The sequence below is a fragment of the bacterium genome (genome assembly GCA_026129405.1).
Lineage (GTDB): Bacteria > Desulfobacterota > Binatia > DP-6 > DP-6 > JAHCID01.
The window spans coordinates 663,493-685,335 of sequence record JAHCID010000001.1 but is presented as its reverse complement, the minus strand read 5'-3'; the positions used below and the strand labels follow the sequence as shown (position 1 = coordinate 685,335).

Here is a 21,843-nt window from a genome sequence, read left to right as displayed (position 1 = left end):
CCCCTTGGGGTCCCCCCGGGCGAGCGCGCGCCCGAGGGGTCGACCGCCGTGGCTCAGCCGGGCGTCCGCTCGAACGCCGGGATGCCGTCGGGGACGTGGTGGAAGCTCTGCTTGTCGACGGTGAAGATCACCATCTCGGGTGCCCCGAAGACGCCGGGATCGTCGAGCGTCCCGACCTTCAGGATGGTGACGCCCGGGAAGCCCGGCGAGCGCGTCATGATGTGCGTGCCGCAGTCGCCGCAGAAGTCGCGCGTCACGGCGTTCGGGATGTCGCGGCGCGTGAACTGCTTCGGTGCCCCCTTCGTGTAGGCGAAGCCGTCGTCCGTGAAGCCCATGACGACGTTGGGATGGCCGCCCGAGATGTACTGGCACTCGCGACAGTGACACTGGCCCTTGAAGAGCGCCGCGCCGCTCGCCTCGTAGCGCAGCGCGCCGCAGTAGCATCCGCCTTGCATGCCCATGGGGAACCTCCTGGCCCCGAGTCGTAGCCGGACCGCCGACGCACGCCAACCGCGCCGGTGCCGTGCCCCGCTCGCCGTCACGCCGCCGGCGCCGTCACCCGAGTGCGTGCAGCACGTGCGGCCCGAGCACCAGGACCGCGATGACGAGCGCGCCGGCCGCCGCCAGGAGCACGGCGCCGGCGGCGACGTCCTTCGCGTGCGCCGCGATCGGGTGGAAGGTGGGCGAGGCGACGTCGGTGAGGAACTCGAAGGCCGTGTTGAGCGCCTCCGCCGTCCACACCGACACGATCGCCAGGACGATCCAGCACCACTCGCCGGCGCCCAGCCCGAGCCAGAGACCGAGCGCGGTCACGACCACGGTCGCCACCGCGTGGATCCAGGCGTTGCGTTGCGAGCGGATCATCACCTGGATGCCGGTGAGGGCGCACTTCAGGCTGCGCAGGCGCCCCGTGAACGTGAACGCGTTCGGCTGGCCCATGGCGTCTCCCACGCGCGGGAGACTAGTCCACGGGCGCGCCGGCGGTCACGGGGTGCGAAAACGCTCGGTGGCGCGGGCGCGGGCCTTGGCGGCTTCGACCTCGCGGTCGCGCGGCGGCGACGTCGTGACCAGCGAGTCGAGCAGCCGGTGCGCGGCCCGTGTCACCTCGTGGACGGCGTGCTCGAACGCCGCCTCGTTCGCCTTCGACGGGTGCGTGAAGCCGCTCAGCTTGCGCACGAACTGGAGCGCCGACGCGTGGATCTCCCCGTCGGTGGCAGGCGGCTGGAAGTTGTACAGGGTCCGGATGTTGCGACACATGGGCGACTCCTATCGGTTTGCGGGATCGTCTCTCCGATCAGACGTCGTTCGGCGACGGCGCGGATCGACGAAACACCCACGATCGTCCGCAACGCCGATCCGGGCATCGCGGCGGACGTGCGGCTCGATCGGCGGCGCCTTCGCGACCGGGCTCGCCAGACCGACGCGCGTGGCGGAGCAGCGCTCGGGCGATCGTCACGAGACGTTTACGACGTCGACCGCATGGACGTAAACGCCGTGTGTCATCTCTGCGTGCCAGCGACACGCGCTCTGCGAGTGCGAGGAGGACGCACAGATGAACGACGACACTCCCGGCAACGCCCACTCTGCCACGGAGACGACCGACGACGAACCCACTTCCCAAACCGGCATCGCGCGCCGCACCGTCCTGAAGGGTGCGATGGCGACGGCGCCGCTGCTCCTGCTCGGCCCGTCCCTGCTCCAACCCCGTAGGGCATACGCCGCGGGCAACGTCGGCCCGAGCACGACCACCGAGCCGTACATGATCCCGAGCGTCGCCGGCGTGCGGATCGTCTCGCTCCTGACAGTCGGCGACGGCGTCGGCGGATACCGCATGGTCGGCATCCCCGACGGCCTCGGCGCGTTTCAGAGCAAGCGCGGCGAGATCACCCTGCTCATGAACCACGAGATCAGCAGCGGCGCGCCGGGCGCGGTCCGGGCGCACGGCTCGAACGGCGCCTTCGTGTCGCGCTGGACGATCGACAAGAAGACGCTCGCGGTCACGTCCGGCGCGGATCTCACGCCCTCGCCGAACCACGTCTACCGCTGGGACCGCACGCAGAAGAGGTGGTTCCAGGGCACCACGCGGTGGGAGCGGTTCTGCTCCGCCGACCTGGCGAGCGCGAAGGCGTTCGGCAGCCAGAGCCACGGCACCCGCGAGCGCATCTTCCTGAACGGCGAGGAGACCACCGACGGTCGCGCCTGGGCCCACGTCGTCACCGGCGCCCACGCCGGCGAGAGCTGGGAGCTGCCGCGCTTCGGCCGCCTCGCGTGGGAGAACGCGGTCGCGAGCCCCAGCGCCCAACGCAAGACGATCGTCATGTGCCTGGACGACTCGAGCGCCAACGGCTTCCCGACCTCGACGCCGAACGCGACCGACTACCCGAGCGAGGTCTACGTCTACATCGGCGAGAAGCAGAAGGGCGGGCACCCGGTCGAGGCCGCCGGCCTCACCAACGGCAAGCTCTACGGCCTCCGGGTGACGCGCACCGACGGCTCGACCGTCCTCGGCGAGCACAACGACCACGGCCTCGGCACGACGAGCTTCGTCGGCTCGGCTCGCTTCACGCTGGTCGAGGTCGGGCCGGGCGGCGACGTCTCCGGCTTCGCCAACGCCGCCCAGCTCGAGCAGGAGTCGATCGACAAGAAGGTCTGCCGCTTCCAGCGCGTCGAGGACGGCGCCTGGGACCCGCGCAAGAAACACGACTTCTACTTCGTCACCACCGCCAGCCTCACGACCAACTGCCGGCTGTGGCGGGTCCGCTTCGACAACGTCGAGAAACCCGAGAAGGGCGGCACGCTCACGATCATGCTGAAGGGCGACGAGGGCCATCGCATGCTCGACAACGTCACCATCGATCGCCGCGGCCGCATCCTGATGGACGAGGACCCGGGCAACAACGGGCGTCTCGCGAAGCTCTGGATGTACGACATCGCCAAGGCGAAGCTGACCCAGGTGGCGGAGCACGACCCGAGGTTCTTCGACGCCAGCATCCCGAGCAACCCCGACTTCCTCACCCAGGACGAGGAATCGTCGGGCCTCATCGACGCCGAGGATCTCCTCGGCAAGGGCTGGTTCCTGTTCGACGTCCAGGTCCACAAGGTGAGCGCCGACGCGGAGCTGGTCGAGGGCGGGCAGCTGCTCGCGCTCTACGTCGATCCGAAGCTCGGCTGAGGCCCGCCGTGCACGGTCCAGTGGGTCTCGCCCTCCTGCTGGTGCTGGCCGGCGAGGTGGCCGCCGCCTCGCCGGACCAGCAGTGCACGGCCGCGAAGCTGAAGGCGGCCGCCCGCACGGCGGCCGCCTTCGCCAGATGCAGCGCACGAGCCGTGGGCAACGGCACGTCCGTGGACGCGACCTGTCTCGCGCGGGCGACGGCGAAGCAGGCGCAGACGTTCGCCAAGGCTGAGGCGCGCGGCGGCTGTCCGACGATCCGTGACACGGCCGCGATCGCCGGCATCCTGGGCGGCCTGGTCGCGTTCGCCGACACGGAGCTCGGCGACGGCGGCACGGCCGCCGGCCGACGGTGCGCCTCCAGCCGGCGCACGGCCGCCGGCGCCCACCTCGGCGCGACGCTGCGCTGCCGCGCCGTTCGCGTGCAGGCCGGAAGCCCGCCCGACGCGGCCTGTCTCGATCGCGCGGACGCGAAGCTCGCACGCGCCTTCGCCAAGTCCGGCGCTCCGGGGAGCTGCGCCACCAGCGCCGACGCGCCGGCGACCCGCGCAGCCATGAACGCCGTCGCCGCCGGGGTCGTCGCGGCGCTCTCGCCGCCGCCGACCACGAGCACGACGAGCACGACGTCGTCGACCCTTCCCGGGACCTCGACGACCAGCACGACGATAGCGGGGACGGTGCGCTTCGCCGCCGACGTGCAGCCGATCTTCGACGCCGACTGCACCGTCTGTCACACCGGCGCCTTCGCGCCCGTCGGCCTGGACCTCTCCCCGGGGTCGTCGTGGGTCCATCTCGTCGGCGTCGGCAGCGGCGAGTGCCCCGGCACCCAGCGCGTCGCTCCGGGCAGCCCGGAAACCAGCTACCTGATGCACAAGCTCGCCGGCAGCGGTCCGTGCTTCGTCGGCTCGCCGATGCCGCTGCACCGCTCGCCGCTGCCGCCGCACCAGCAGGCGCTGATCGCGACCTGGATCGCGCAGGGCGCAGCCAACGACTGACGCCCGGCGATGACGCGTGACGTCCGCGGTTGACGCTGCGCCGACCACTGGCGTAGCGACGGCCCATGCTGGCGGAGCACGATGGCGGGCGCCTCCGCGCGATGGCGGAGCGCTACCGGCGCCCGGACTGGGTGCGACGGCTGAACGCCATGGCCGACTCCGTCGGCGGCGACGCGCGACGCATCGTGCCGTTCGATCCCGGCGCGCTGCTCGCCGACGCCGAGGCGTCGATCGGCCCCGGCCCCGCCGGCGACTTCGGCGACCCGCTGTGGCGCGAGCGCTTCGCCCAGCTCGCCGGCGCGCTCGACGCCGCGCCGATGCACGTCGTCGGTCGCCTGATGACGCGCCAGGAGCTGGTGCGCGCCGCACGCACGCGCCTGCTGCTCGGTCGCGAGCTCGTCGCGCAGCCCGCCATCGCCGGCGAGCGCATCGTCGCGCCGACGATCGTCACCGGCCCCGCCCGCTCGGGCACCACGATCCTCTTCGAGCTGCTCGCGCTCGACCCGGCGCTGCGCGCGCCGCTCGCCTGGGAGGGCCTCCACCCGCTGCCGCGCGACGCGGCCGAGCGGCCGGCGTGGAGCGAGTGCGAGCAGGAGCTGTGGACCGACGTGCAGCCCGAGTTCGCCGCGATGCACGAGCTGCGCTCGGACCTGCCCGTCGAGTGCGTGACGCTGACCATGCCCTCGTTCGCGGGCCCGCACTGGCTGATGGTCGCGCAGCCGGTCGGCACGTGGATGCCCGACGTCGAGGTCAACTACGCCTTCCACCGCCGCCTGCTCCAGGTCCTCCAGCACGGCGCGCCGGCGCGCACCTGGCTCCTCAAGACGCCCGGGCACCTGATGACGCTGGAGGCGCTGTTCGCCACCTATCCCGACGCGTGGATCGTGCAGACGCATCGCGATCCCGCGAAGACGATGCCGTCGACGGCCAGCATCACCGCGCTCGTGCAGTGGATGCGCACCGACCACGTCGACCTCGCGCTACTGGTGCAGGCCATCGCCTCCGCGTTCTTCTACGGCCTCAATCACAGCGTCGAGCTGCGCCGGGCGAGCCCGTGGCGGGAGCGCTTCGTCGACGTCCACTTCGGCCACCTGCTGCGCGACCCCGTCGACGCCCTGACCCGCGCCTACGCCGGCATGGGGCGCGCGCTCACTCCCGAGCACGCGGAGCGCGTCCGCGCCTACCTGCGCCACAAGCCGAAGGGGAAGTTCGGCACGCACCAGTACGCGCCCGAGGACTGGGGCATGACGGCGGCGGGGCTGCGCGCCGACCTGGCACCGTACGTCGAGCACTTCGGCGTCGCGCTCGAGGGCTCCTGATGAGCGACATCCAGACCGAGACCCGCGTCGCCTTCCGCGCGCTGCTGGACACGCTCGCCGAGGTCGACCGCCGCTGGGCCAGCGCCGAGTGGAACCTCATGGGCGAGGCGGACGTCACCGGCGCCCACCGCGCGATCCTGCACCTGCTCGAAGGCGGCATCGCCACCTTCTTCGAGTCCGACCCGGCGCGCCCGCGCTTCCAGCGCATCGTCTCGCCGACGCGGAAGTTCACCGGCGACAACGCCGACGCGATCTACCACGACGCCGCCGTCAGCCCCGAGCACGTCTACGTCGTGCGCGGCCGCATGGACGGCGCGGTCTACGTGTCGATCACCGTCGAGTGCGACGCCGAGGACGGCGGCATGGCGAGCCGCACCGCCGGCGTGATCAACGAGTCGGGCTTCGACGTCGACGCCGAGGGTCGCTTCGAGGTCCGCCTGGGCGGCCCGCCCCAGGCGCGGGGCTGGCTCGGCCTCGAGCCAGGCGCGACGCGCATCACGACGCGCCACTACTACGAGAACCCGACACCGGCGGCGGCCGACCCCGCGCGCAACGCGGCTATGGAGATCGTCCGCCTCGAGCCCGGCCCCACGCCGCCGCCGCCCGACGACGCCGCGATCGCGCGCGCCATCCGCCGCGTGGCGACGTTCGTGCGCGCCCGCACCCTGGGCCAGCCGCCGATGGCCAACTCGACGCCGCCGCCGTTCGTGTCGCTCGTCCCCAACCAGTTCCCGCCGCCGGTGCCGCCCGGCAACTTCGGCCTCGCCGCCTTCGACGTCACCTATTCGATGGCGCCCTTCGTCATCGGTCCCGACGACGCCCTGGTGATGACCGGCCGCTGGCCGACGTGCCGCTGCGCGAACGTCTCCTTGTGGAACCGCTTCCTCCAGACGCTCGACTACGCGAACCGCCCCGCGTCGCGGAACCGTGCCCAGACGGCGCTCGAGCCCGACGGCAGCTTCCGCATCGTGCTGGCGCACCGCGACCCCGGCCACCCGAACTGGCTCGACACCGAGGGGCGCACCTACGGCATCGTCTTCTGGCGCTTCATGCTGGCCGAGGGGCCGGTCGAGACGCCGCAGGCAGAGGTCGTGCCGTTCGCCGACCTCGCCCGGCGGTAGCGACGTCAGTCGCGGTCCGGCGCGCCCGGCGGGAAGAACCCGCGATAGGGCCGCGCCTCGTCGACCGCACGCGCGAACGACGGCCGCGCCAGCAGCCGCCGCCGGTACGCCTGCGCGTGCACGTGCGACGCCGGGATGGGATGCACCCAGTCGGCGTAGAGCAGCGCCGGCGCCGCCGCGCACTCGGCCAGGCTGAACCCGCCCGCCGCCCACTCGCGCTCCGCCATGTGGCCGTCGAGCCAGGCGTAGGCCGTGTCGAGCAGGGCGCGCGCCTCGGCGACGCCGCGCGGATCGCGCGCGTCCTCGGGACGGATGAAGTCGAACACGATGCGCTGCATCGGCGTCATCACGTAGTCGTCGAAGACGCGGTCCATCGTGCGCACGAGCAGCGCGGCCTTCGCGTCGTCGGGCACGAGGCGCACCGGCCCGGGGTGATGCAGGCCCAGGTGCTCGACGATGATCGACGACTCGACGACCGTGCGGTCGCCGTCGACGAGAATGGGCATGCGCTGGAGGGGCCAGCGGGCCGCGAAGTCGGCGAGGATCTCGTCCTCGGCGCCGGAGAGCAGCCGCAGCTCGAAGGGCAGGGCGTTCTCGTAGAGGGCGATCAGCACCTTCTGGCAGTACGACGAGAAGGGGTGGGCATAGAGCGCGAGCGTCATCCGCCTGCCCCCCGGCCGCGCTCCGCTTCCATCGACGCGCTCCACGTCGGCGCCGCCTCCCGGATGATGCGCATCACCTCGGGCGGGATGTCCGACGCGCCCGTGAGCGGCCGCACGTCGAGCACGTCGTCCGTGCCCATCCCCACCGGGCAGCGCAGCGCCCACGCGATCGCCTCGTCGAGCGAGTCGACGTCGACGACGTAGAACCCGCCGACCAGCTCCTTCGACTCGGCGAACGGCCCGTCGAGGACGCGGCGCGTCCCGCCCGAGGCCACGACCCGCGCCCCCGACGCCGCCGGGTTGAGCCCCTCGGACGCGACCAGGATGCCGGCCCGGTGCATCTCCTCGTTGAAGCGCATGTAGGCGACGAGCATGGCCTCGTCGAGCGGCCGCTCGGAATCGCTCGGGCCCTCGCCGCGCCCGGCGGTGATGACGAATCGCATGGTGTCCTCCTTCGACGGGACGACGATCCAGCGGGCCGGCATTCGACACGGGCGAGGCATCGAGCCGTAGGGCCGGGCCCGAGCGGCTTCGTCGCCGCGGCGTCGAACGTGTCGCCGGACTGGCGCGGCAGCCGTGCGCCGCCGGCGTCCATGCGGAGCGGCGACGGATCGGATCACCCTACGGCGTCCCCAGAATGAGCCCGCTGGTCGGGCAGCCGGTCCCGGCCGTCACCAGCACGTGCTCCACGTCCGGCACCTGGTTCACCGACGTCCCACGGATCTGCCGCACCGCCTCGGCGATGCCGTTCATGCCGTGGATGTAGGCCTCGCCGAGGAGGCCGCCGCTGGTGTTGATGGGCAGCGTGCCGCCGATCGAGAGGTTCTCGACGGTCGCGAAGTCCTTCGCCTCGCCGCGCTTGCAGAAGCCGAGCTCCTCGAGCTGCACGAGCACGAACGGGGTGAAGTGGTCGTAGAGGAAGGCCGTCTGGATATCCGCCGGGCGCAGGCCGGAGTCGGCCCAGAGCTTCGCGGCGACGACGCCCATCTCGGGGAGGCCGGTGATCTCGGGGCGATAGTAGCTCGTCATCATCTCGCCGTCGTCCGACGCGCCCTGTGCGGCGGCGAGGATGGTCGCGGGACGCCGGCGGAGATCGCGCGCACGCTCGGGGGTGGTGACGACGAGGGCGACGCCGCCGTCGCTCTCCTGGCAGCAGTCGAGGAGGCGCAGCACGGGCTCGACGATCCAGCGCGACGCCTGGTGATCCTCGAGCGTGATCGGGCGCTGGTGGAACCAGGCGGCGGGATTGTTGGCGGCGTGCTTGCGGTCGACGACCGCGATGCGACCGAAGTCGGCGTTGGTGACGCCGTACTCGTGCATGTAGCGGCGCGCGGCGATCGCCACCCAGCTGGCCGGCGAGAGCAGGCCGTAGGGGCCGTACATGTCGAGGAACGACGGCAGCTTCGCGCTCTCCATGCCGGGACCGCCGAAGCGCATGCCGGAGCGCTCGTTCATCGCCCGCCAGCACACGACGACGTCGGCGGCGCCGGTGGCCACCGCCATCGCCGCCTGCATCACGACGGCGCACGCGCCGCCGCCGCCGTACGGGATGCGCGAGAACAGCGACAGCTTCGGGATGCCGAGGCTGCGCGCGACCTCGCACTCCTCGCTCGTATCCATGGTGAAGGTGACGAGGCCGTCGACCTCGCGCGGCACGAGCCCGGCGTCGTCCAGCGCCGCTTTGATCGCCTCGCAGGCGAGCTGCAGCTCGCTGCGCCCCGACGCCTTCGAGAACTCCGTCGCGCCGATGCCGGCGATGGCGGCGCGGCCCCGCAGCGTGCGCGTCATCGCAGCGGCAGCCCGATCACGGCCGTGCCGGCCATGTGGTCGCCCTCGGCGGTGGCGGCGCGGAACGCGATCTCGACGATGCCCTCCGTACCCTCCTGCGACTTCCCCGTGACCTCGCCGGTGAACGCCAGCGTGGAGCCCGCATAGGCCGGCACGCCGAGGCGGATGGCGATCTTCCGCACCATCGTCTCGGGGCCGGCCCAGTCGGTGAGGAAGCGGCTCGCGTAGCCGTTGTCGGTCATGATGTTCATGAAGATGTTGGGCGAGCCCTGCGTCGCCGCGTAGTCGCGGTCGTGGTGCACGGGCATGAAGTCGCGCGTCGCGATCGCGCCGGCGACGACCACGGTGGCGGTGACGTCGATCGTCATGGGGGTGACGGCGTCGCCGACCTGGACGGCGTTCCAGTCGAGGGTCTTCACGCGGTGCTCCCGAGGGGGCGGAACTGCGGCAGCGAGACGCCGTCGAAGTGCGCGACGTACGCCTCGACCGGCATGCCGATGGTGACGTCGGCGGGATCGACGTCGGTGAGGTTCGAGACGATGCGCGTGCCTTCGTCGAGCTCGATGAGCGCGACCACGTACGTGCCCTCGAACCACGGCCACGGCGGGTGGCGCGGCAGCACGAAGCTGTAGACCGTGCCGCGCCCGCTGGCCTCGACCGCGTCCCAGGCGAGGGCGTTGCAGTGCGGGCACATCGGACGCGGCGGATGGCGCAGGCGCGCGCAGCCGGTGCAACGCTGGATCAGCAGCTTGCCGTCCGCGAGCGCGTCCCAGAACCACTTCGTGTCCGGCGTCGTCGCCGGCGGGACCCGATAGCTCATCCGAGCAGCTTCTCCAGATCGGGCTTGAACTTGAGGATGCGGAACATCTGCCGGCCGACGACCTCGCCGGCGGCGTCGCGGAAGGTCGTCACCCAGGTGACGAAGTAGCCCGGTCCGAGCCGCGTGCTCTTCCGCTCCGAGATCGACTCGATGACCATGGTCGAGGTGAGCGTCTCGCCGAGGCGGAGGTAGCGGACGATCTCGAACTCCGAGTTCGTCGCCAGCGTGGCGATGAAGCCGGCCTCGTCGAGCGGCGTCAGCGGGTTCTTGCCGAACTCGACCGGCGCGCCGCCGCGGGCGGCGATGCCGGTGATCTTCGGCGTGGCCATGGTCCAGGTCTGGAGCATCATCGGCGGCGCGACGATGCCGCCGAAGCGCGTCGTCGCGGCGAAGGCCGGGTCGACGTAGACGGGATCGTGGTCCTCCATCGCCGTGGCCCAGTGGCGGATCATCGGCTGGTTCACCGGGTCGGGCGCCACCGAGGGCGTGCCGATGACCTGGCCGACCAGGGCCCGCATGCCCGCGACGGCTTCGGCTTCGCGGCGATCGTCGTCGGACGTCGCTTCTTCGGAGGGCGGCATACCGGCCGCCATGTGCCACACCCACGGGCTCGGCGTCGACCCGAGCGGGGTCTATTTGGCCACGAAGTACATGGCCTGGATCCAGATGCGGCCGACGCGCGCCGCCGTCAGCCGCGGGTACTGCGCGGCGAGCCGGCGCTGGCCTTCCGCCTCCCCCATCCGCCCCGCCTGCACCGCTTCGGAGAGCTGCCAGGCGGCGGCCTCGATCTCGCGGCAGCGGCGCTCCGCGTCCTCGAGGACGGCGGGCGTCGCGTGGGGGAACATGGCGCGCCAGCGCTCGACGATCGGCACCCCGCGCCGCGGGCCGAACTCCTGCCACTCGCAGAAGGCGCGGTCGAAGTCGGCGTCTCGCAACGGCATCGGCGATCCGCCCGCTCCCGTCGCGAGCGCGCGGCGGCGCACCGCGAGCAGCGTCGCCAGGAGCGCGCAGCCGAGCCCCACCGCCGCGGGGAAGAGGACGGTCGTCGCGTCGACGCGCTCGAGCGCCAGGACGACGAGCAGATTGCGCAGCGCGGCCAGCGCGAAGAACCCCGCGCTCTCCTCGTGCGGGCGTGCCCAGCCGCGGCGCACCGTCGGACCGAACCCGAGGAGGTCGACGAGGGTCAGGATGACGACGGCCGAGAGCGGATCGGCCGTCACCAGCCAGCACGGCAGCGCGGACACCGCCGCCAGGAAGAAGGCCCAGTCGGTGCGGGTGGCGCCCGTGTCGGCGTGCCGCACCCAGGCGAGCAGCGCGACGGCGGTCGTGATCGCCGCCGACACCCCGATCGGCCACGCCCCGACGCCGGCGCCACCCGCGAGCTGGGCGAAGAACACGACGAAGGTGCCGAGCGCCCAGATCACCCACGAGAAGACGTGCGGCTTCGCCGTCCCGCGCCAGACGAGGCGCAGGTAGGGCAGGAACATCGCCAGCGTGAGGGCGACACCGGCGGCGCCGAACGCGCTTGCGGGCACGGGAGGTCCTTAGTCGGCACGCCGGGCAGGAGCTACTGCCGACGGGCGAGGGCACGCTCGACCAGGGCGAGCCGCCCCCGCCAGGGATCGGGCGTGACGCGCGCGCCCGTCGCCGTGAACAGCATCAGGTCGAAGCCCGCGGGATCGAAGCGCGGCCAGGCCGGCAGGCCCGGACCGTTCGGGTCGCCGTGGCGGACGAAGTTGGCGAAATAGCCATGGACGAGCGCCGCCATACGGCGATCGGCGTCGGTCACGGCCGATCCGTAGCGGGCGTCGAGGCGAGCGAACACGTAGGCCAGCTCGCTCGCGTGGCCGGCGCTGTCCGTCTGCGCGCGCAGCGCCTCGGCCACGTAGTCGAAGCGATAGAGCCAGGCCGGCGCCCCGGCCTGCGTCATCGCGCGTGCGACGAAGCGGGCCGGCTCGTGCATGGTCAGGTCCTCGGCGACGAGCGCCGCGACCATGGCCGTCCCGAGGCTCCCGCCCGGATCGTAGGCGCGGCGCGCCTGCTCGGCGTCGGGGCCGAAGAAGTCCGCGGGGGGCGGGCCGGCGCCGAGGTCGTCCTGGGTCGTGCCGATGACGAGCGGCACGGGCGCGAACGCGCCGCGACGAAACGCCGCCTCGGGCTGCGCGGTGACGATGACGCCGTCGCGGACCGGGCCGCCCGTGTACGTCGCCGGCAGGTCGAGCAGCGCCGCCATGCCGAGATCGCCGCTGACGCGCTCGGCGGGCAGCGCGCGCAGGGCACGGAGCGCGGCGGCGTCGGTGCCCGTGATGCCGGCGCTCGCGGCGAAGGCGAGGCCGCTGGCCTCGGCGGACGGCAGCGAGCCCGTCGTCGCCGAGAGCGCGCGCTGCGGCAGCAGGTACGTCCGTCCGCCGCCCGACAGCACGGCGGCGCGCCGGAAGAGCCCGCGCGCCGCGGGCGACGTCAGCAGATGGATCACCGCGATGCCGCCTGCCGACTCGCCGGCGACGGTCACCGCGTCGGGATCGCCGCCGAACGCCGCGACGTTGCGCCGGACCCACTGGAGCGCGGCGAGCTGGTCCATGAGCCCATAGTTCGCGAGCGGCCCCTCGTGGGCGGCGGTGAGCGCCGGATGGGCGAAGAACCCGAGGCGGCCGAGACGGTAGTTGATGCCGACCAGCACGACGCCGTCGCGCGCGAAGGCGCTGCCGTCGAAGAGCGGCACCGACGCCGCGCCGCTGACGAAGCCCCCGCCGTGGATCCAGACCAGCACCGGCAGCCGCCGCCCGGGGCCGGCGGAGGCGGGACGCCAGACGTTGAGGACGAGGCAGTCCTCGGCGCGCGACGAGCCGGACGCCCCGGCGTCGCCGGGAGCCGGCAACTGCACGCAGTCGTGGCCGTAGGCGGTCGCGTCGCGCACGCCGGGCCACGGGACCGCCGGCTGCGGCGCGCGCCAGCGCAGGTCGCCGACGGGCGGGGCGGCGTAGGGGATGCCCTTGAAGGCATCGACGCCGCCGGCCGTCATGCCGCGGAGCACCCCGGCCTCGATGCGCACCTCCGGCGCCGCTGCGGCCGCCGCGCCCGCCGCGACCAGGACGAGGACAAGGAACGCCGTCGCGGGCCGCCGCACGCGCGTGGCCATAGCAGAGGCGCGCACGCCGGACGATCCGCCCGTGCTACACCGCCGGCATGTCCCTCGCCGTCGACGTCTTCTGGTCCTTCCGCAGCCCGTACTCGTACCTGGCCACGCCGCGCCTGGTGGACATCGCCGCTCGCTACGAGGTCGACGTCCGCGTCCGCCCGGTGCTGCCGATCGCGGTGCGCATCAAGGACTTCTTCACCAACGTGAACCCGCTCTGGCCGCCCTACCTGATGCGCGACACCTACCGCATCGCGCAGTTTCTCGGCCTGCCCTACGGCTGGCCGCAGCCCGACCCGATCGTGCAGGACTACGCCACGCGCCAGGTCTCGCCCGAGCAGCCGTACATCTACCGCCTGACGCGGCTCGGCGTCGACGCGACGCTGCGCGGCCGCGGGCTCGCGTTCGTCGACCAGGTGTCGCGCCTCATCTGGGGCGGCGAGCCGGACTGGAACGAAGGGACACGCCTCGCCGACGCCGCCGCCCGCGCCGGCTGCGACCTCGCCGTCATGGACGCGGCGATCGAGGCCGAACCCGCCCGCTACGACGCGATCATCGCCGCCAACCAGGAGGCGCTCACCGCCGCCGGCCACTGGGGCGTGCCGACGATGGTGTTCGAGGACGAGGCGTTCTTCGGGCAGGACCGCATCGAGCTGCTGCTGTGGCGCCTGCGCCAGCGCGGCCTGCGCGAGCGCGCCTAGCGCAGCGCCAGCTTCACGAGCGCCGCGCCGAGCAGCAGGAGCAGCGCGACCCACACGCGCGGGCCCATCATGAAGCGCGTGCGGCTCATCGGGAACGACGTCGTCGCCGGCATCGCGGCGTGCTTCAGCACGTGCACGGACGAGAACCGGTCGGAGACGACGAGCTCGATCATGTCGCGGCGGCTGCGGTAGCGCATCATGCCGACGAGCGACCAGCGCGGCGGCGGCTCGACGCCCCAGGTGTCGACCACGTCGCCGATCGGGAAGCCGAGGAAGGCCGGGTGTCCCCCGCGCCGGAAGAGCGCGCGCACGAACGGCGCCGTGTAGCCCTCGAGCAGCTGGCGCCCGGTCTGCAGCTCGCCCGTGACCGGGTTCGGCACCTGCTCCGCGTGCAGGCGCACGAGGTTCAGCATGTGGAACTCGCCGCCGTCGTCGGCCGCGAGGAAGGCGCGGATGTGGCTGCGCTCCGCCGGCGTGCCGAGGCTCTTGGCTTCGAGCTGGCCCATGAAGCGCTCGACCTCCGCGGGCGTGAGCGGCCCGCGCCAGTTCTGGTACCAGCCGAGGAAGCCGGCGTAGAGCAGCAGCGCGACGAGCCAGACCATCAGCCGAGCCAGACCGCCGTGCGCTCGAAGCACCAGAACGCGGCCAGGATGCCCATCGCGTAGATCGCGGGCCGGCGCGCCCAGGCGGCGGCCGCCGGCAGCGCGCGCCACGCCAGGGCGCCCGACGCCAGCACCGCCGCGATGAACGCCAGCTGGCCGAGCTCGATGCCGGTGTTGAACGCAAGAAGCGCGAGCGGGATGTCGCCCGGCGGCAGCCCGGTCTCGGCGAGGGCGCCGGCGAAGCCGAAGCCGTGCAGCAGGCCGAAGCCGAGCGCGACGATCCAGGGGAAGCGCCGCATCGCCGTGTCGCCGCCGTCGCGGGTGAGCTCCACCGCCAGCGCCAGCACGCTGGCCGCGATCAGCACCTCGATCGGACGCGACGGCACCGTCGCCAGGCCGAGCGCCGCCGCCGACAGCGTGAGGCTGTGTCCCACCGTGAACGCCGTCACCGCGGCGAGCAGGGCGCGCGGCGTCGCGAGCAAAAGGAGAAGCCCGAAGACGAAGAGGAGATGGTCGGGGCCCGAGAGGATGTGCTCGACGCCGAGCCCCACGTAGCCGCGCACGACGTCCCACGCCGTCGGCTGCGCCGGCACGACGAACGCGTCGTGACGCGGCGAGAGCACGACCTGGATCGTCGGCGCACTCGGCTGCTCGATGCGCAGGAGCGCGTTGATGCGCGCGGCGTCGAGATCCTGCACGCGGATCGTCTCGCCGACGAGGCCGGCGGCGCCGCAGTCGATCGTCCAGCGCAGGGTCACGTGCTCGAGCGTCGCCTCCGGCGGGCTCGCGTCGCCGGGGCGGCAATGCGCGGGTAGGATGGGCCGCACGTCGGCGCCCGGAAGACGCTGGGCCGACGTGCGCCAGGTCACCGCGAAGCGGCCGTCGCCGGTGCCGTCGAGCGAGAGCAGGGCGGGGTCGAGCCCGTGCCCGAACGCCGCGCGCACGGGCAGGAGGCAGAGGAGGAGCAGGAGCCCCCTCACGAGCGGCTCCGCGCGTGCCAGGCGGCGGACTCGATCTGCAGCGGGTGGCGGTCGCGCAGCGCCCGCAGCGTCGCCGCGAAGCGCTGCGTCCGCTGCTCGTCGAGCCAGCGTTCGGCGAGCCTGCCGCGCACCGTCTCGATCGCCGGCAGCGTGCCCGGCGTGCGCGACGCGACCCACACGAGATGCCAGCCGTACGCGGAGCCGATCGGCGCGCTCCAGGCGCCGATCGGCGCGGCGGCAACCCGCTCGGCGGCGCCGGGACCGAAGCGGCGCCGTAGATCGGCGGGGGATTGCTCGCGGAGGTAGGGCGGCGCGGCGAACGTCTGCCCGCGCCGTGCGCCCTCCGCGGGCGGCGTGCCCCCGCGGCGCAGCGTCGCCAGCAGCGCCTCGGCGTCGGCGTAGTCGGGCACGAACACCTGCCACAGCGTCACGCGCTCGGGCAGGCGGTAGTCGTCGGCGTGGCGGCTCCAGAACGTCGCCAGGTCGGCGTCGGTCGGGGGCTGCTCGCCCTCGCGCGAGGCGAGGAGACGCATCTTCTGGACGAGCATGCGCCGCACGACGAGGTCGGTGCGGTCGAGCCCGAGCGCCCGGGCCTTCGCCAGGAGGGCGTCGTCGTCCGCGGCGGCGTCCGGCTCGAGCACGTGCATCTGCTCGACGAGCCAGTTGCGCACGCTGCGGTCGCGATCGAGACCGCGCGCCAGGGCCTCGCGGTAGAGCACCTCGTCGTCGATCGCGCGCTCGATCAGTCCGGCCTCGTCGGCGGCGGTGGCGACCAGACCGGCCTCGCGCGTGTGCGCGCGCCGCAGCCGCTCGACGTCGCCGGCGCTGACGACGATGGGGACGACGTCGGGTGTCGCCGGCGCCGGCGCCGCAGGCCCGCGCACGAGCACGAAGAGGACGGCGCCCCCGGCGAGGAAGTGGAGCAGGGGCTGGCGCAGGAGCCGGCGCATCGACCGTCAGAAGCTCGTCTTCAGCTTCGCCCCGGCGACGCGCCAGTACGGCGTCACCACCACACGGCTCGGCCCGGCCGCGACCGACACCTCCATGAAGTGATCGGTGAAATCGGCGCCCGGCAGCGCGACCGGCACGGTGCGCAGGCGCAGCTTCGTGGTGCCGCCGCCGACGCGATCGAGCCGCAGCGTGCGCACGCCGCCGAGGCCGCCGGCGGCGTCCTGGTAGCGGAACGAGCCGTTGCCCGCCGCCCGCATCGTCCCGGCGGGGATGGTGACGGTGAAGACGTCGTCGTCGTCGCGCAGCGCGATGGTGAGGTCGTGCGCCGCGGGATCGAAGCCGACGGGCGTACCGCCGAGCTGGAGGCGGAGGTCGACGAGCTGCCGGCCGCTGCGCCGATGCTGCTTCACGCCGCCGCGCAGGCGGACGACGCCCTCGGGCCGGTACCAGATCGGCGACGACCAGGCGCGCTCCTGGATCGTCTTCGCCACCGCCGGGTTGCAGCACTCGCTCCACGCGGACGGGACCCCACCGGGATTCGCACAGTCGATCCCCTGCGCGTTGCAGAGATACGTGCTCCAGCGGCAGGTCGGGTTGTCGAGCACGCGGGCGTAGTAGAAGGCGCGCTGCGACGGATCGAAGTCGGGATCGCTCCACACCGCGCAGAGGGAATCGTAGCCGGGCCCCGACGGCGTGCACGTCTGCGTGTCGACGGTCGCACCGGTCCTCGATCCCGCGACCTCGAACACGCGCTCGCGCGACTGGCCGTCGGCGCCGACCCAGCCCTTCACGATCTGCACGCGCTGGAGCGGCGCGGACACGACGCCCGGCGCGCCGGGATCGCGGAAGGCCAGCACCCCGAAGCGCGGGCTCGTCTTGCCGCGCACGGGTCCGATCTCGCCGCCCATCGGCACGCCGCCGGCGTATGCCTTCTCCACGAAGTCGGGATCACCGCAGCGCAGACCGCTCTCGCGGCCGGCGAAGAAGCGCACGACCGGCCGCCCGCCGCTCGTGCCGTACACCTCGCGGCGGCGCATGGCGGCGAAGATGGCGTCGCGCGAGTTCTCCTCGGCCCAGACGACGGCGAGCCCGCCGGGCGTCGCCTCGATGCCCGCCGGCGTCACCCGCTGCACCATGTAGAGGGGCTGCGCATGGTCACGCAGACCGACGTGGCCGAAGTCGCCGAAGTCGGCCTCCTCCGTGCTGCCGGGCGTGGCGTTGTGGCCGTCGGTGCTGCCGACGAAGCCGAACTGGAACGGGTTGACGCCCATGCGCTCGTCCTCGAGCAGCCCCTGCTCGAGGACGTTGCGGACATAGTTGAGCGGCGGGAACGCCTGGTTCGGATCGGATACGGGGGCGAAGAGCTGGAGGCGGTTCAGCTTCTCGAAACCGCACTCCTCGTCGGTGCTGCCGCCGATCCCGGTGCGGCACTCGGAGTCGCCCTTGTGCTGGTTCATCTCGACGACCGGCTCCATGCCGGCGCGGAACGCCGCCTCGTCCGGCGTGAGCGGTGCACCCCCTTCGCCGACCGGCGCGAACATGAGGCCGCCGCTGACGTTCGGGTTGTGCGGGATCGCCAGCACGTCGCAGCCGGGCAGGCCGTCGAGGCACTGCGTGCGCAGCGCGTTCCACAGGCCCGTCGCGGTGTACTCCTCCATGAAGCTCGTCGGCAGCGCGGGCACGACGGCGTTGCGAAAGACGACGTTGCGGTGAAGGTTGTTGCCGCCCGGCTGCGCGCTCCACTCGTAGGCGACGAACGTCGTCAGCGAGCAGGCGTCGGTGCGATCGTAGAACTCCTCGGCCGCGGCCTGGGTGTCGTCCCAGACGAGCGACGCCTGCGCGAGGCAGTCGACGCCGCCCGGTCCGCACCACGAGAAGCGCTGCGGCGGCGTCGCGACGCCGTAGCCGAGGAGGAACTGGATCACGCCGATCGGCGGCAGGAGCGACGGCAGCGGCGGGGGCGGCGTCGCCAGCTGGTTGCGCGCGCCGACGCACTCGGCGGAGTCGTAACCCGGCAGGCCGGGGGTGAGGCAGATATGGATCTCGCCGAACTGCTCCGCGTGATCGGTGACGGCGACGAAGTCGAGCGGCCGGCGCAGCTGCGCCGTGCGCGTCGGCTGTCCCATCCCGTCGTAGGGCGGCAGGCCCACGGCCTCGCCGCGCGCGAAGCGGTAGGCGCCGCGCGGCGTCTCCTGCGTGCCGGCGAAGACCGCGTCCGACGAGTAGGCGGTGTGGATGTGCGTCTCGCCGAAGAACGGCTGTCGGAACGGATCGGCGTTGGCGCAGGGCTGACGTACCTCCGTGCGTTTCCACGGGAACGGCGCAGCGAGCGCCGGCCGGGCGGCCGGCGGCACGGTCCCCCAAACGAGCCCCCAAACGAGCCCCAGAGCGGATGCGACGACGAGACGGGCGGCGCGTGCAGCCATCATGTCTCCCCCCGCGCGCACCTTCGCGCGGAGCGCCCCGCCGGATCAAGCAGATTCTTGCAGACCTGCTGCCATAATCCGGCGCGGCGCGGCATTCAGCCCGCCGCGGGGTGCGCGCCGAAGCCCACCGTCTCGACGAGGAGCTGTCCGGCGAGCCCGGCGTCGCGGTGGACGGCGGCGGCCTGGTACTCCGGCGACTGCGTCAGGCGGAAGAAGGCCGGGCGGCTCGGGTACGCGACGACGACGACCGCGTCCCACAACTCCTCGGCCGCGCCCAGTGCGAGCAGCGAGACCCTGCCGCCGTAGATCAGGCGACCGCCGGCGGCCTCGAGCAGCGGCGCGAACGCCATGCCGTAGCGCTGGAACGCCTCGCGGCCGGACAGCTCCGCGTCGCGCCCGTCGGGATAGGCCGCCCGCTCGCGGAACTTGAGCAGGTTCAGCATCGCGATCGGCCCCTCGTATCCAGGCTCCTTCAGCGCCGCGATCTGCGCGTCGTCGGGGTGCAGGCGGTTCTCGATGCGGATCGTCATCGCGTGCCCTCGTCCCACATCGAGAGCACGTGTCCCTGCTCCGGTCGGGCCTGCCCCTCGAGGACCTCGCGGTAGGCGCGCTCCACGGCGGCGGGGCCGTACCCGCGCACGACCTCCAACCAGGCGTCGCTCGAGGCGACGAAGGCGCGCCAGGCGTCGCCGAGACGCTCCTCGAGCCCGGCAGGCCCCCACTCCCGCGTGCGCTTCTCGATCTGCGCCGGAGCGAAGAAGAACGTGGGCGGGGCGCCCGGCAGATCGCGCGACGGGCGGCGTCCCTGCCAGTGCGTGGCGCCGACGACGGCGCTGTGACGCAGGTTGTCGCCGACGTGGCGATGCAGCGTGTCGACGACCGCCCGGTCGCCGGAGTGGTCGACGAAGACGATCGGCTCGTCCGCCGGCAGCGTCGCGATGGCGTCGTACTCGACGACGCCATCGTAGTACGGCAGGCCCCGGACGAAGTCGGCGTTGCGCGCCGAGGTGAGCCCGATCACCCGGCCGCGCCGGTGGCGACGGAGCTGCGCCGCCAGCGCGATGGCGGTCTTGCTCGACGCGCTGGAGACGACGAACGTGCGCGCGCCGAACCCGCCGTTGTCGCCGAGGAAGTCGTCGACCAGGAACGAGGTCATGAAGAGGCCCCGCAGCAGCAGGAGCTGATCCTCGCGGGCCGGGTCGTAGAGGGCGTCGGTCGTCGTGCGCAGGTACTGGCGGTAGACCGGCGCCGTGTCGGCGCGGTGCGGAGCCAGGTCGGCGAACTTGGCGGCGTCGGCGTCGCCGGCGTCGACTAGGAGGTGCGTCGCCATGGGGAAGAAGCCGAACACGCGCTCGCCCGCGCGGACGTCGGCGTGGCGCGACGCGAGCACGTCGCCGAAGCCCATGACGGGAATGCGGCCCCAGCCGTCGTCCGCCGGGAAGAAGCGCCAGTAGCCGAGCATGTCGCCGATGACGGCGTAGGTGACGTTGTTGGCGGTGAGCGCGAACCGATCGACGCGCAGCAGCACCTGCCCGGGGCCCGGCGCCGGCTCGGGCGCCGCGTCGATCACGCGGCAACGACGCCACTCGGCACGATCCACGAGGAAATCGGAGCTCATCTCGGGGCCTCCTTCCAGGTCGCTTTCTGGCAGCGCTAATGCCAATATGGTGCTGGTCGCGTCAACCCGGCGCGCCACGGGAGGTCATCGCGCGCATGGAGACCCGTTCACCCGGGCTGGGGAATCCGGATTGGACCGACAACTGGACGACCGGCGGCCACGTCCTGCACATGGAGATCATGTCCGGCCGCTACGTCTGGCTGGCCCAGGGCGCGTGCTCCGTCGAGCAGTACGAGCGGCTCGCGCTGCCGGAGGGCTTCATGCGCACCGGCATCGGCCGCGCGGTCGCCGACGCGGCGTACTTCGCCCGCTCGCCCGACGCCGACGCCGACGGCCCGGTCGAGACGATGGAGGTCGACGGCGTGCGCTTCGCACGCGTGGCGCGCCCGGGACGCCCCGAGCCGCCGCGCGAGGGCCTCTTCGTGCTGCCCGTGCACAAGCACCACCGCGTCCTCTACCGGGCCGGCCGCACGATCGAGGTGCTGCGTGCCGACGACGGCGGCGACTACCTCCCGCTCGTCGCGGGCGCCCGCATGGCGGCGAGCGACATGGACGGCCGTCCGCGCGTCCTGCCGGACGGCTGGGTAGTGCGCGAGGTCGCGCTCGACGCCGACCTCGTCGTCGATCTGCCCTGCCCGACGCGGGTCACGTTCTTCACGAGCGGCGACTCGTTCCAGGGCCCGGTCCGCCTGGGACGCTGAGCCTCTCACGCCGGGTCCGACGGATTGCGCGCCGCCTCGAGGTCGGCGTTGCGACGGCGGATGCGGTCGAACGACGCCTGGTGCGTCAGCAGCCAGAAGCGGTTCGCGCGCACGGCATACGCGACCATGCCGGCGAGGTCCGCCGGCGGCAGCGGCACCGTGCCCATCATCGCGGCGATCTGCTCGATCGGCAGGCTCGGCGGCGGCTTCAGGCCGAGCGCCGCCGGCGCGTTGCGGGTGGACTCGAAGATGCGCGTCGCCACCAGCTCCGGGCAGACGCACGTGACCCCGACGCCCGTGCCCTTCAGCTCGAGGTAGAGCGACTCGGACAGGCCCACCACCGCATACTTGGTGGCGTGGTACGAGCCGAGGAGCGGCGACGGCACCAACCCCGCCTCGGACGCGGTGTTGACGATGTGCCCCTCGCCCTGCCGCACCATGAGCGGCGCGAACGCGTGCACGCCGTAGGCGACGCCGAGGAGGTTCACGTCGACCACCCAGCGCCACAGCTCGGGCCGCGTCTTCAGGTTCGGCCGGCCGACGGCGACGCCCGCGTTGTTGCAGAGGAGGTGCACGGCGCCGAACGCCTCCAGCGCGCGGTCGCGCAGCAGCGTCACCTGGGCGGGATCGCCGACGTCGCAGCGCACGCCCAGCACCTTCGCGCCCCGCGCCTGCAGCCGCGCGACCTCCGCGTCCAGCGCCGCGGGATCGACGTCGGCCATGACGACCGCCATGCCCTCGGCGACGAAGCGCTCCGCGAGCCCGAGCCCGATGCCGGACGCCGCACCCGTGACGACCGCCGTTCGACCGTTCAGCTCCATGCCGGCGCTTTATGCCAACAGCGGCGCCGCGGA

23 protein-coding genes and 1 pseudogene are annotated in these 21,843 nt (G+C 73.1%); 6 read left to right on the top strand and 18 right to left on the bottom strand.

Going from position 1 to position 21,843, the window contains the following annotated elements; all coding sequences use genetic code 11:
* Positions 1 to 53: 53 nt before the first annotated feature.
* The 3 genes from KIT14_03180 to KIT14_03170 all read right to left on the bottom strand — a co-directional run bounded on the left by KIT14_03180 (position 54) and on the right by KIT14_03170 (position 1,257).
* Entirely contained in the window at positions 54 to 461 is a 408-nt protein-coding gene (locus tag KIT14_03180; GenBank protein MCW5889533.1) for a GFA family protein, read from the bottom strand.
* A gap of 94 nt (positions 462 to 555) precedes the next feature.
* Positions 556 to 939 carry a diacylglycerol kinase family protein gene (locus KIT14_03175; protein ID MCW5889532.1) on the bottom strand — a complete coding sequence of 128 codons (384 nt, stop codon included), beginning with the start codon at positions 937 to 939 and terminating at the stop codon, positions 556 to 558.
* A 45-nt stretch (positions 940 to 984) separates the two neighbouring features.
* Positions 985 to 1,257: a DUF2277 domain-containing protein gene (locus KIT14_03170; protein ID MCW5889531.1), complete on the bottom strand. Its 273-nt coding sequence runs from the start codon at positions 1,255 to 1,257 to the stop codon at positions 985 to 987.
* A 295-nt stretch (positions 1,258 to 1,552) separates the two neighbouring features.
* On the opposite strand from KIT14_03170, the gene KIT14_03165 reads away from it, so the two are divergent.
* The 4 genes from KIT14_03165 (at position 1,553) to KIT14_03150 (ending at position 6,604) form a co-directional block, all read left to right on the top strand.
* Entirely contained in the window at positions 1,553 to 3,172 is a 1,620-nt protein-coding gene (locus KIT14_03165; protein MCW5889530.1) for a phytase, read from the top strand.
* A 20-nt stretch (positions 3,173 to 3,192) separates the two neighbouring features.
* On the top strand, positions 3,193 to 4,164 hold the full coding sequence (locus tag KIT14_03160; GenBank protein ID MCW5889529.1) for a hypothetical protein: 972 nt from the start codon (positions 3,193 to 3,195) through the stop codon (positions 4,162 to 4,164).
* 65 nt (positions 4,165 to 4,229) lie between these two features.
* The gene (locus KIT14_03155; GenBank protein MCW5889528.1) at positions 4,230 to 5,483 is read left to right on the top strand and encodes a sulfotransferase; all 1,254 of its coding nucleotides are present in this window, start codon (positions 4,230 to 4,232) and stop codon (positions 5,481 to 5,483) included.
* The gene (locus KIT14_03150) at positions 5,483 to 6,604 is read left to right on the top strand and encodes a DUF1214 domain-containing protein (protein ID MCW5889527.1); all 1,122 of its coding nucleotides are present in this window, start codon (positions 5,483 to 5,485) and stop codon (positions 6,602 to 6,604) included. The genes KIT14_03155 and KIT14_03150 overlap by 1 nt, the downstream gene beginning before the upstream one ends.
* Positions 6,605 to 6,609: 5 nt before the next feature.
* Here KIT14_03150 and KIT14_03145 read toward each other — a convergent pair whose 3' ends face one another.
* From KIT14_03145 to KIT14_03110, 8 genes and pseudogenes are all read right to left on the bottom strand, one after another.
* The gene (locus KIT14_03145; protein MCW5889526.1) at positions 6,610 to 7,266 is read right to left on the bottom strand and encodes a glutathione S-transferase family protein; all 657 of its coding nucleotides are present in this window, start codon (positions 7,264 to 7,266) and stop codon (positions 6,610 to 6,612) included.
* On the bottom strand, positions 7,263 to 7,709 hold the full coding sequence (locus KIT14_03140; GenBank protein ID MCW5889525.1) for a dehydrogenase: 447 nt from the start codon (positions 7,707 to 7,709) through the stop codon (positions 7,263 to 7,265). Before KIT14_03140 ends, KIT14_03145 begins: the two co-directional genes overlap by 4 nt.
* A 178-nt stretch (positions 7,710 to 7,887) precedes the next feature.
* On the bottom strand, positions 7,888 to 9,054 hold the full coding sequence (locus tag KIT14_03135) for a lipid-transfer protein (GenBank protein MCW5889524.1): 1,167 nt from the start codon (positions 9,052 to 9,054) through the stop codon (positions 7,888 to 7,890).
* The gene (locus KIT14_03130) at positions 9,051 to 9,422 is read right to left on the bottom strand and encodes an acyl dehydratase (protein ID MCW5889523.1); all 372 of its coding nucleotides are present in this window, start codon (positions 9,420 to 9,422) and stop codon (positions 9,051 to 9,053) included. The genes KIT14_03135 and KIT14_03130 overlap by 4 nt, the downstream gene beginning before the upstream one ends.
* Before the next feature lie 47 nt (positions 9,423 to 9,469).
* Positions 9,470 to 9,874, bottom strand: coding sequence for a Zn-ribbon domain-containing OB-fold protein (locus KIT14_03125; GenBank protein MCW5889522.1), 405 nt, complete (start codon positions 9,872 to 9,874; stop codon positions 9,470 to 9,472).
* Complete coding sequence (locus KIT14_03120) at positions 9,871 to 10,455, bottom strand: MaoC family dehydratase N-terminal domain-containing protein (protein ID MCW5889521.1); 585 nt, start codon at positions 10,453 to 10,455, stop codon at positions 9,871 to 9,873. The genes KIT14_03125 and KIT14_03120 overlap by 4 nt, the downstream gene beginning before the upstream one ends.
* A gap of 384 nt (positions 10,456 to 10,839) precedes the next feature.
* Positions 10,840 to 11,361: pseudogene (locus KIT14_03115) on the bottom strand (hypothetical protein).
* An 80-nt stretch (positions 11,362 to 11,441) separates the two neighbouring features.
* Complete coding sequence (locus tag KIT14_03110; GenBank protein ID MCW5889520.1) at positions 11,442 to 13,013, bottom strand: carboxylesterase family protein; 1,572 nt, start codon at positions 13,011 to 13,013, stop codon at positions 11,442 to 11,444.
* A 47-nt stretch (positions 13,014 to 13,060) separates the two neighbouring features.
* Between KIT14_03110 and KIT14_03105 the strand changes: the two genes are divergently transcribed.
* Positions 13,061 to 13,711, top strand: coding sequence for a DsbA family protein (locus tag KIT14_03105; protein MCW5889519.1), 651 nt, complete (start codon positions 13,061 to 13,063; stop codon positions 13,709 to 13,711).
* Here the strand turns inward: KIT14_03105 and KIT14_03100 are convergent.
* The 6 genes from KIT14_03100 to KIT14_03075 form a co-directional block, all read right to left on the bottom strand.
* Entirely contained in the window at positions 13,708 to 14,313 is a 606-nt protein-coding gene (locus KIT14_03100) for a hypothetical protein (GenBank protein MCW5889518.1), read from the bottom strand. The two genes, KIT14_03105 and KIT14_03100, sit on opposite strands and share 4 nt — an antisense overlap.
* Entirely contained in the window at positions 14,313 to 15,293 is a 981-nt protein-coding gene (locus KIT14_03095) for a HupE/UreJ family protein (protein MCW5889517.1), read from the bottom strand. The genes KIT14_03100 and KIT14_03095 overlap by 1 nt, the downstream gene beginning before the upstream one ends.
* Positions 15,290 to 16,243, bottom strand: coding sequence for a peptidyl-prolyl cis-trans isomerase (locus KIT14_03090; GenBank protein MCW5889516.1), 954 nt, complete (start codon positions 16,241 to 16,243; stop codon positions 15,290 to 15,292). Before KIT14_03090 ends, KIT14_03095 begins: the two co-directional genes overlap by 4 nt.
* A gap of 6 nt (positions 16,244 to 16,249) precedes the next feature.
* Complete coding sequence (locus tag KIT14_03085) at positions 16,250 to 18,673, bottom strand: DUF3604 domain-containing protein (protein ID MCW5889515.1); 2,424 nt, start codon at positions 18,671 to 18,673, stop codon at positions 16,250 to 16,252.
* A gap of 92 nt (positions 18,674 to 18,765) precedes the next feature.
* Entirely contained in the window at positions 18,766 to 19,194 is a 429-nt protein-coding gene (locus tag KIT14_03080) for a DUF1330 domain-containing protein (protein ID MCW5889514.1), read from the bottom strand.
* 2 nt (positions 19,195 to 19,196) lie between these two features.
* Entirely contained in the window at positions 19,197 to 20,288 is a 1,092-nt protein-coding gene (locus KIT14_03075; GenBank protein ID MCW5889513.1) for a DUF2855 family protein, read from the bottom strand.
* 95 nt (positions 20,289 to 20,383) lie between these two features.
* Between KIT14_03075 and KIT14_03070 the strand changes: the two genes are divergently transcribed.
* On the top strand, positions 20,384 to 20,989 hold the full coding sequence (locus KIT14_03070) for a hypothetical protein (protein MCW5889512.1): 606 nt from the start codon (positions 20,384 to 20,386) through the stop codon (positions 20,987 to 20,989).
* 5 nt (positions 20,990 to 20,994) lie between these two features.
* On the opposite strand, the gene KIT14_03065 is transcribed toward KIT14_03070, so the two are convergent.
* A complete protein-coding gene (locus KIT14_03065) occupies positions 20,995 to 21,810 on the bottom strand; it encodes an SDR family NAD(P)-dependent oxidoreductase (protein MCW5889511.1) in 816 nt (271 codons plus the stop codon).
* Positions 21,811 to 21,843 lie beyond the last annotated feature (33 nt).

Bases quoted from the DNA above. Each gene is read 5' to 3' on its own strand.
- KIT14_03180 (MCW5889533.1), bottom strand. From the start codon at position 461: ATGGGCATGCAAGGCGGATGCTACTGCGGCGCGCTGCGCTACGAGGCG.
- KIT14_03175 (MCW5889532.1), bottom strand. From the start codon at position 939: ATGGGCCAGCCGAACGCGTTCACGTTCACGGGGCGCCTGCGCAGCCTG.
- KIT14_03170 (MCW5889531.1), bottom strand. From the start codon at position 1,257: ATGTGTCGCAACATCCGGACCCTGTACAACTTCCAGCCGCCTGCCACC.
- KIT14_03165 (MCW5889530.1), top strand. From the start codon at position 1,553: ATGAACGACGACACTCCCGGCAACGCCCACTCTGCCACGGAGACGACC.
- KIT14_03155 (MCW5889528.1), top strand. From the start codon at position 4,230: ATGCTGGCGGAGCACGATGGCGGGCGCCTCCGCGCGATGGCGGAGCGC.
- KIT14_03150 (MCW5889527.1), top strand. From the start codon at position 5,483: ATGAGCGACATCCAGACCGAGACCCGCGTCGCCTTCCGCGCGCTGCTG.
- KIT14_03145 (MCW5889526.1), bottom strand. From the start codon at position 7,266: ATGACGCTCGCGCTCTATGCCCACCCCTTCTCGTCGTACTGCCAGAAG.
- KIT14_03140 (MCW5889525.1), bottom strand. From the start codon at position 7,709: ATGCGATTCGTCATCACCGCCGGGCGCGGCGAGGGCCCGAGCGATTCC.
- KIT14_03135 (MCW5889524.1), bottom strand. From the start codon at position 9,054: ATGACGCGCACGCTGCGGGGCCGCGCCGCCATCGCCGGCATCGGCGCG.
- KIT14_03130 (MCW5889523.1), bottom strand. From the start codon at position 9,422: ATGACGATCGACGTCACCGCCACCGTGGTCGTCGCCGGCGCGATCGCG.
- KIT14_03125 (MCW5889522.1), bottom strand. From the start codon at position 9,874: ATGAGCTATCGGGTCCCGCCGGCGACGACGCCGGACACGAAGTGGTTC.
- KIT14_03120 (MCW5889521.1), bottom strand. From the start codon at position 10,455: ATGCCGCCCTCCGAAGAAGCGACGTCCGACGACGATCGCCGCGAAGCC.
- KIT14_03110 (MCW5889520.1), bottom strand. From the start codon at position 13,013: ATGGCCACGCGCGTGCGGCGGCCCGCGACGGCGTTCCTTGTCCTCGTC.
- KIT14_03105 (MCW5889519.1), top strand. From the start codon at position 13,061: ATGTCCCTCGCCGTCGACGTCTTCTGGTCCTTCCGCAGCCCGTACTCG.
- KIT14_03100 (MCW5889518.1), bottom strand. From the start codon at position 14,313: ATGGTCTGGCTCGTCGCGCTGCTGCTCTACGCCGGCTTCCTCGGCTGG.
- KIT14_03090 (MCW5889516.1), bottom strand. From the start codon at position 16,243: ATGCGCCGGCTCCTGCGCCAGCCCCTGCTCCACTTCCTCGCCGGGGGC.
- KIT14_03085 (MCW5889515.1), bottom strand. From the start codon at position 18,673: ATGATGGCTGCACGCGCCGCCCGTCTCGTCGTCGCATCCGCTCTGGGG.
- KIT14_03075 (MCW5889513.1), bottom strand. From the start codon at position 20,288: ATGAGCTCCGATTTCCTCGTGGATCGTGCCGAGTGGCGTCGTTGCCGC.
- KIT14_03070 (MCW5889512.1), top strand. From the start codon at position 20,384: ATGGAGACCCGTTCACCCGGGCTGGGGAATCCGGATTGGACCGACAAC.
- KIT14_03065 (MCW5889511.1), bottom strand. From the start codon at position 21,810: ATGGAGCTGAACGGTCGAACGGCGGTCGTCACGGGTGCGGCGTCCGGC.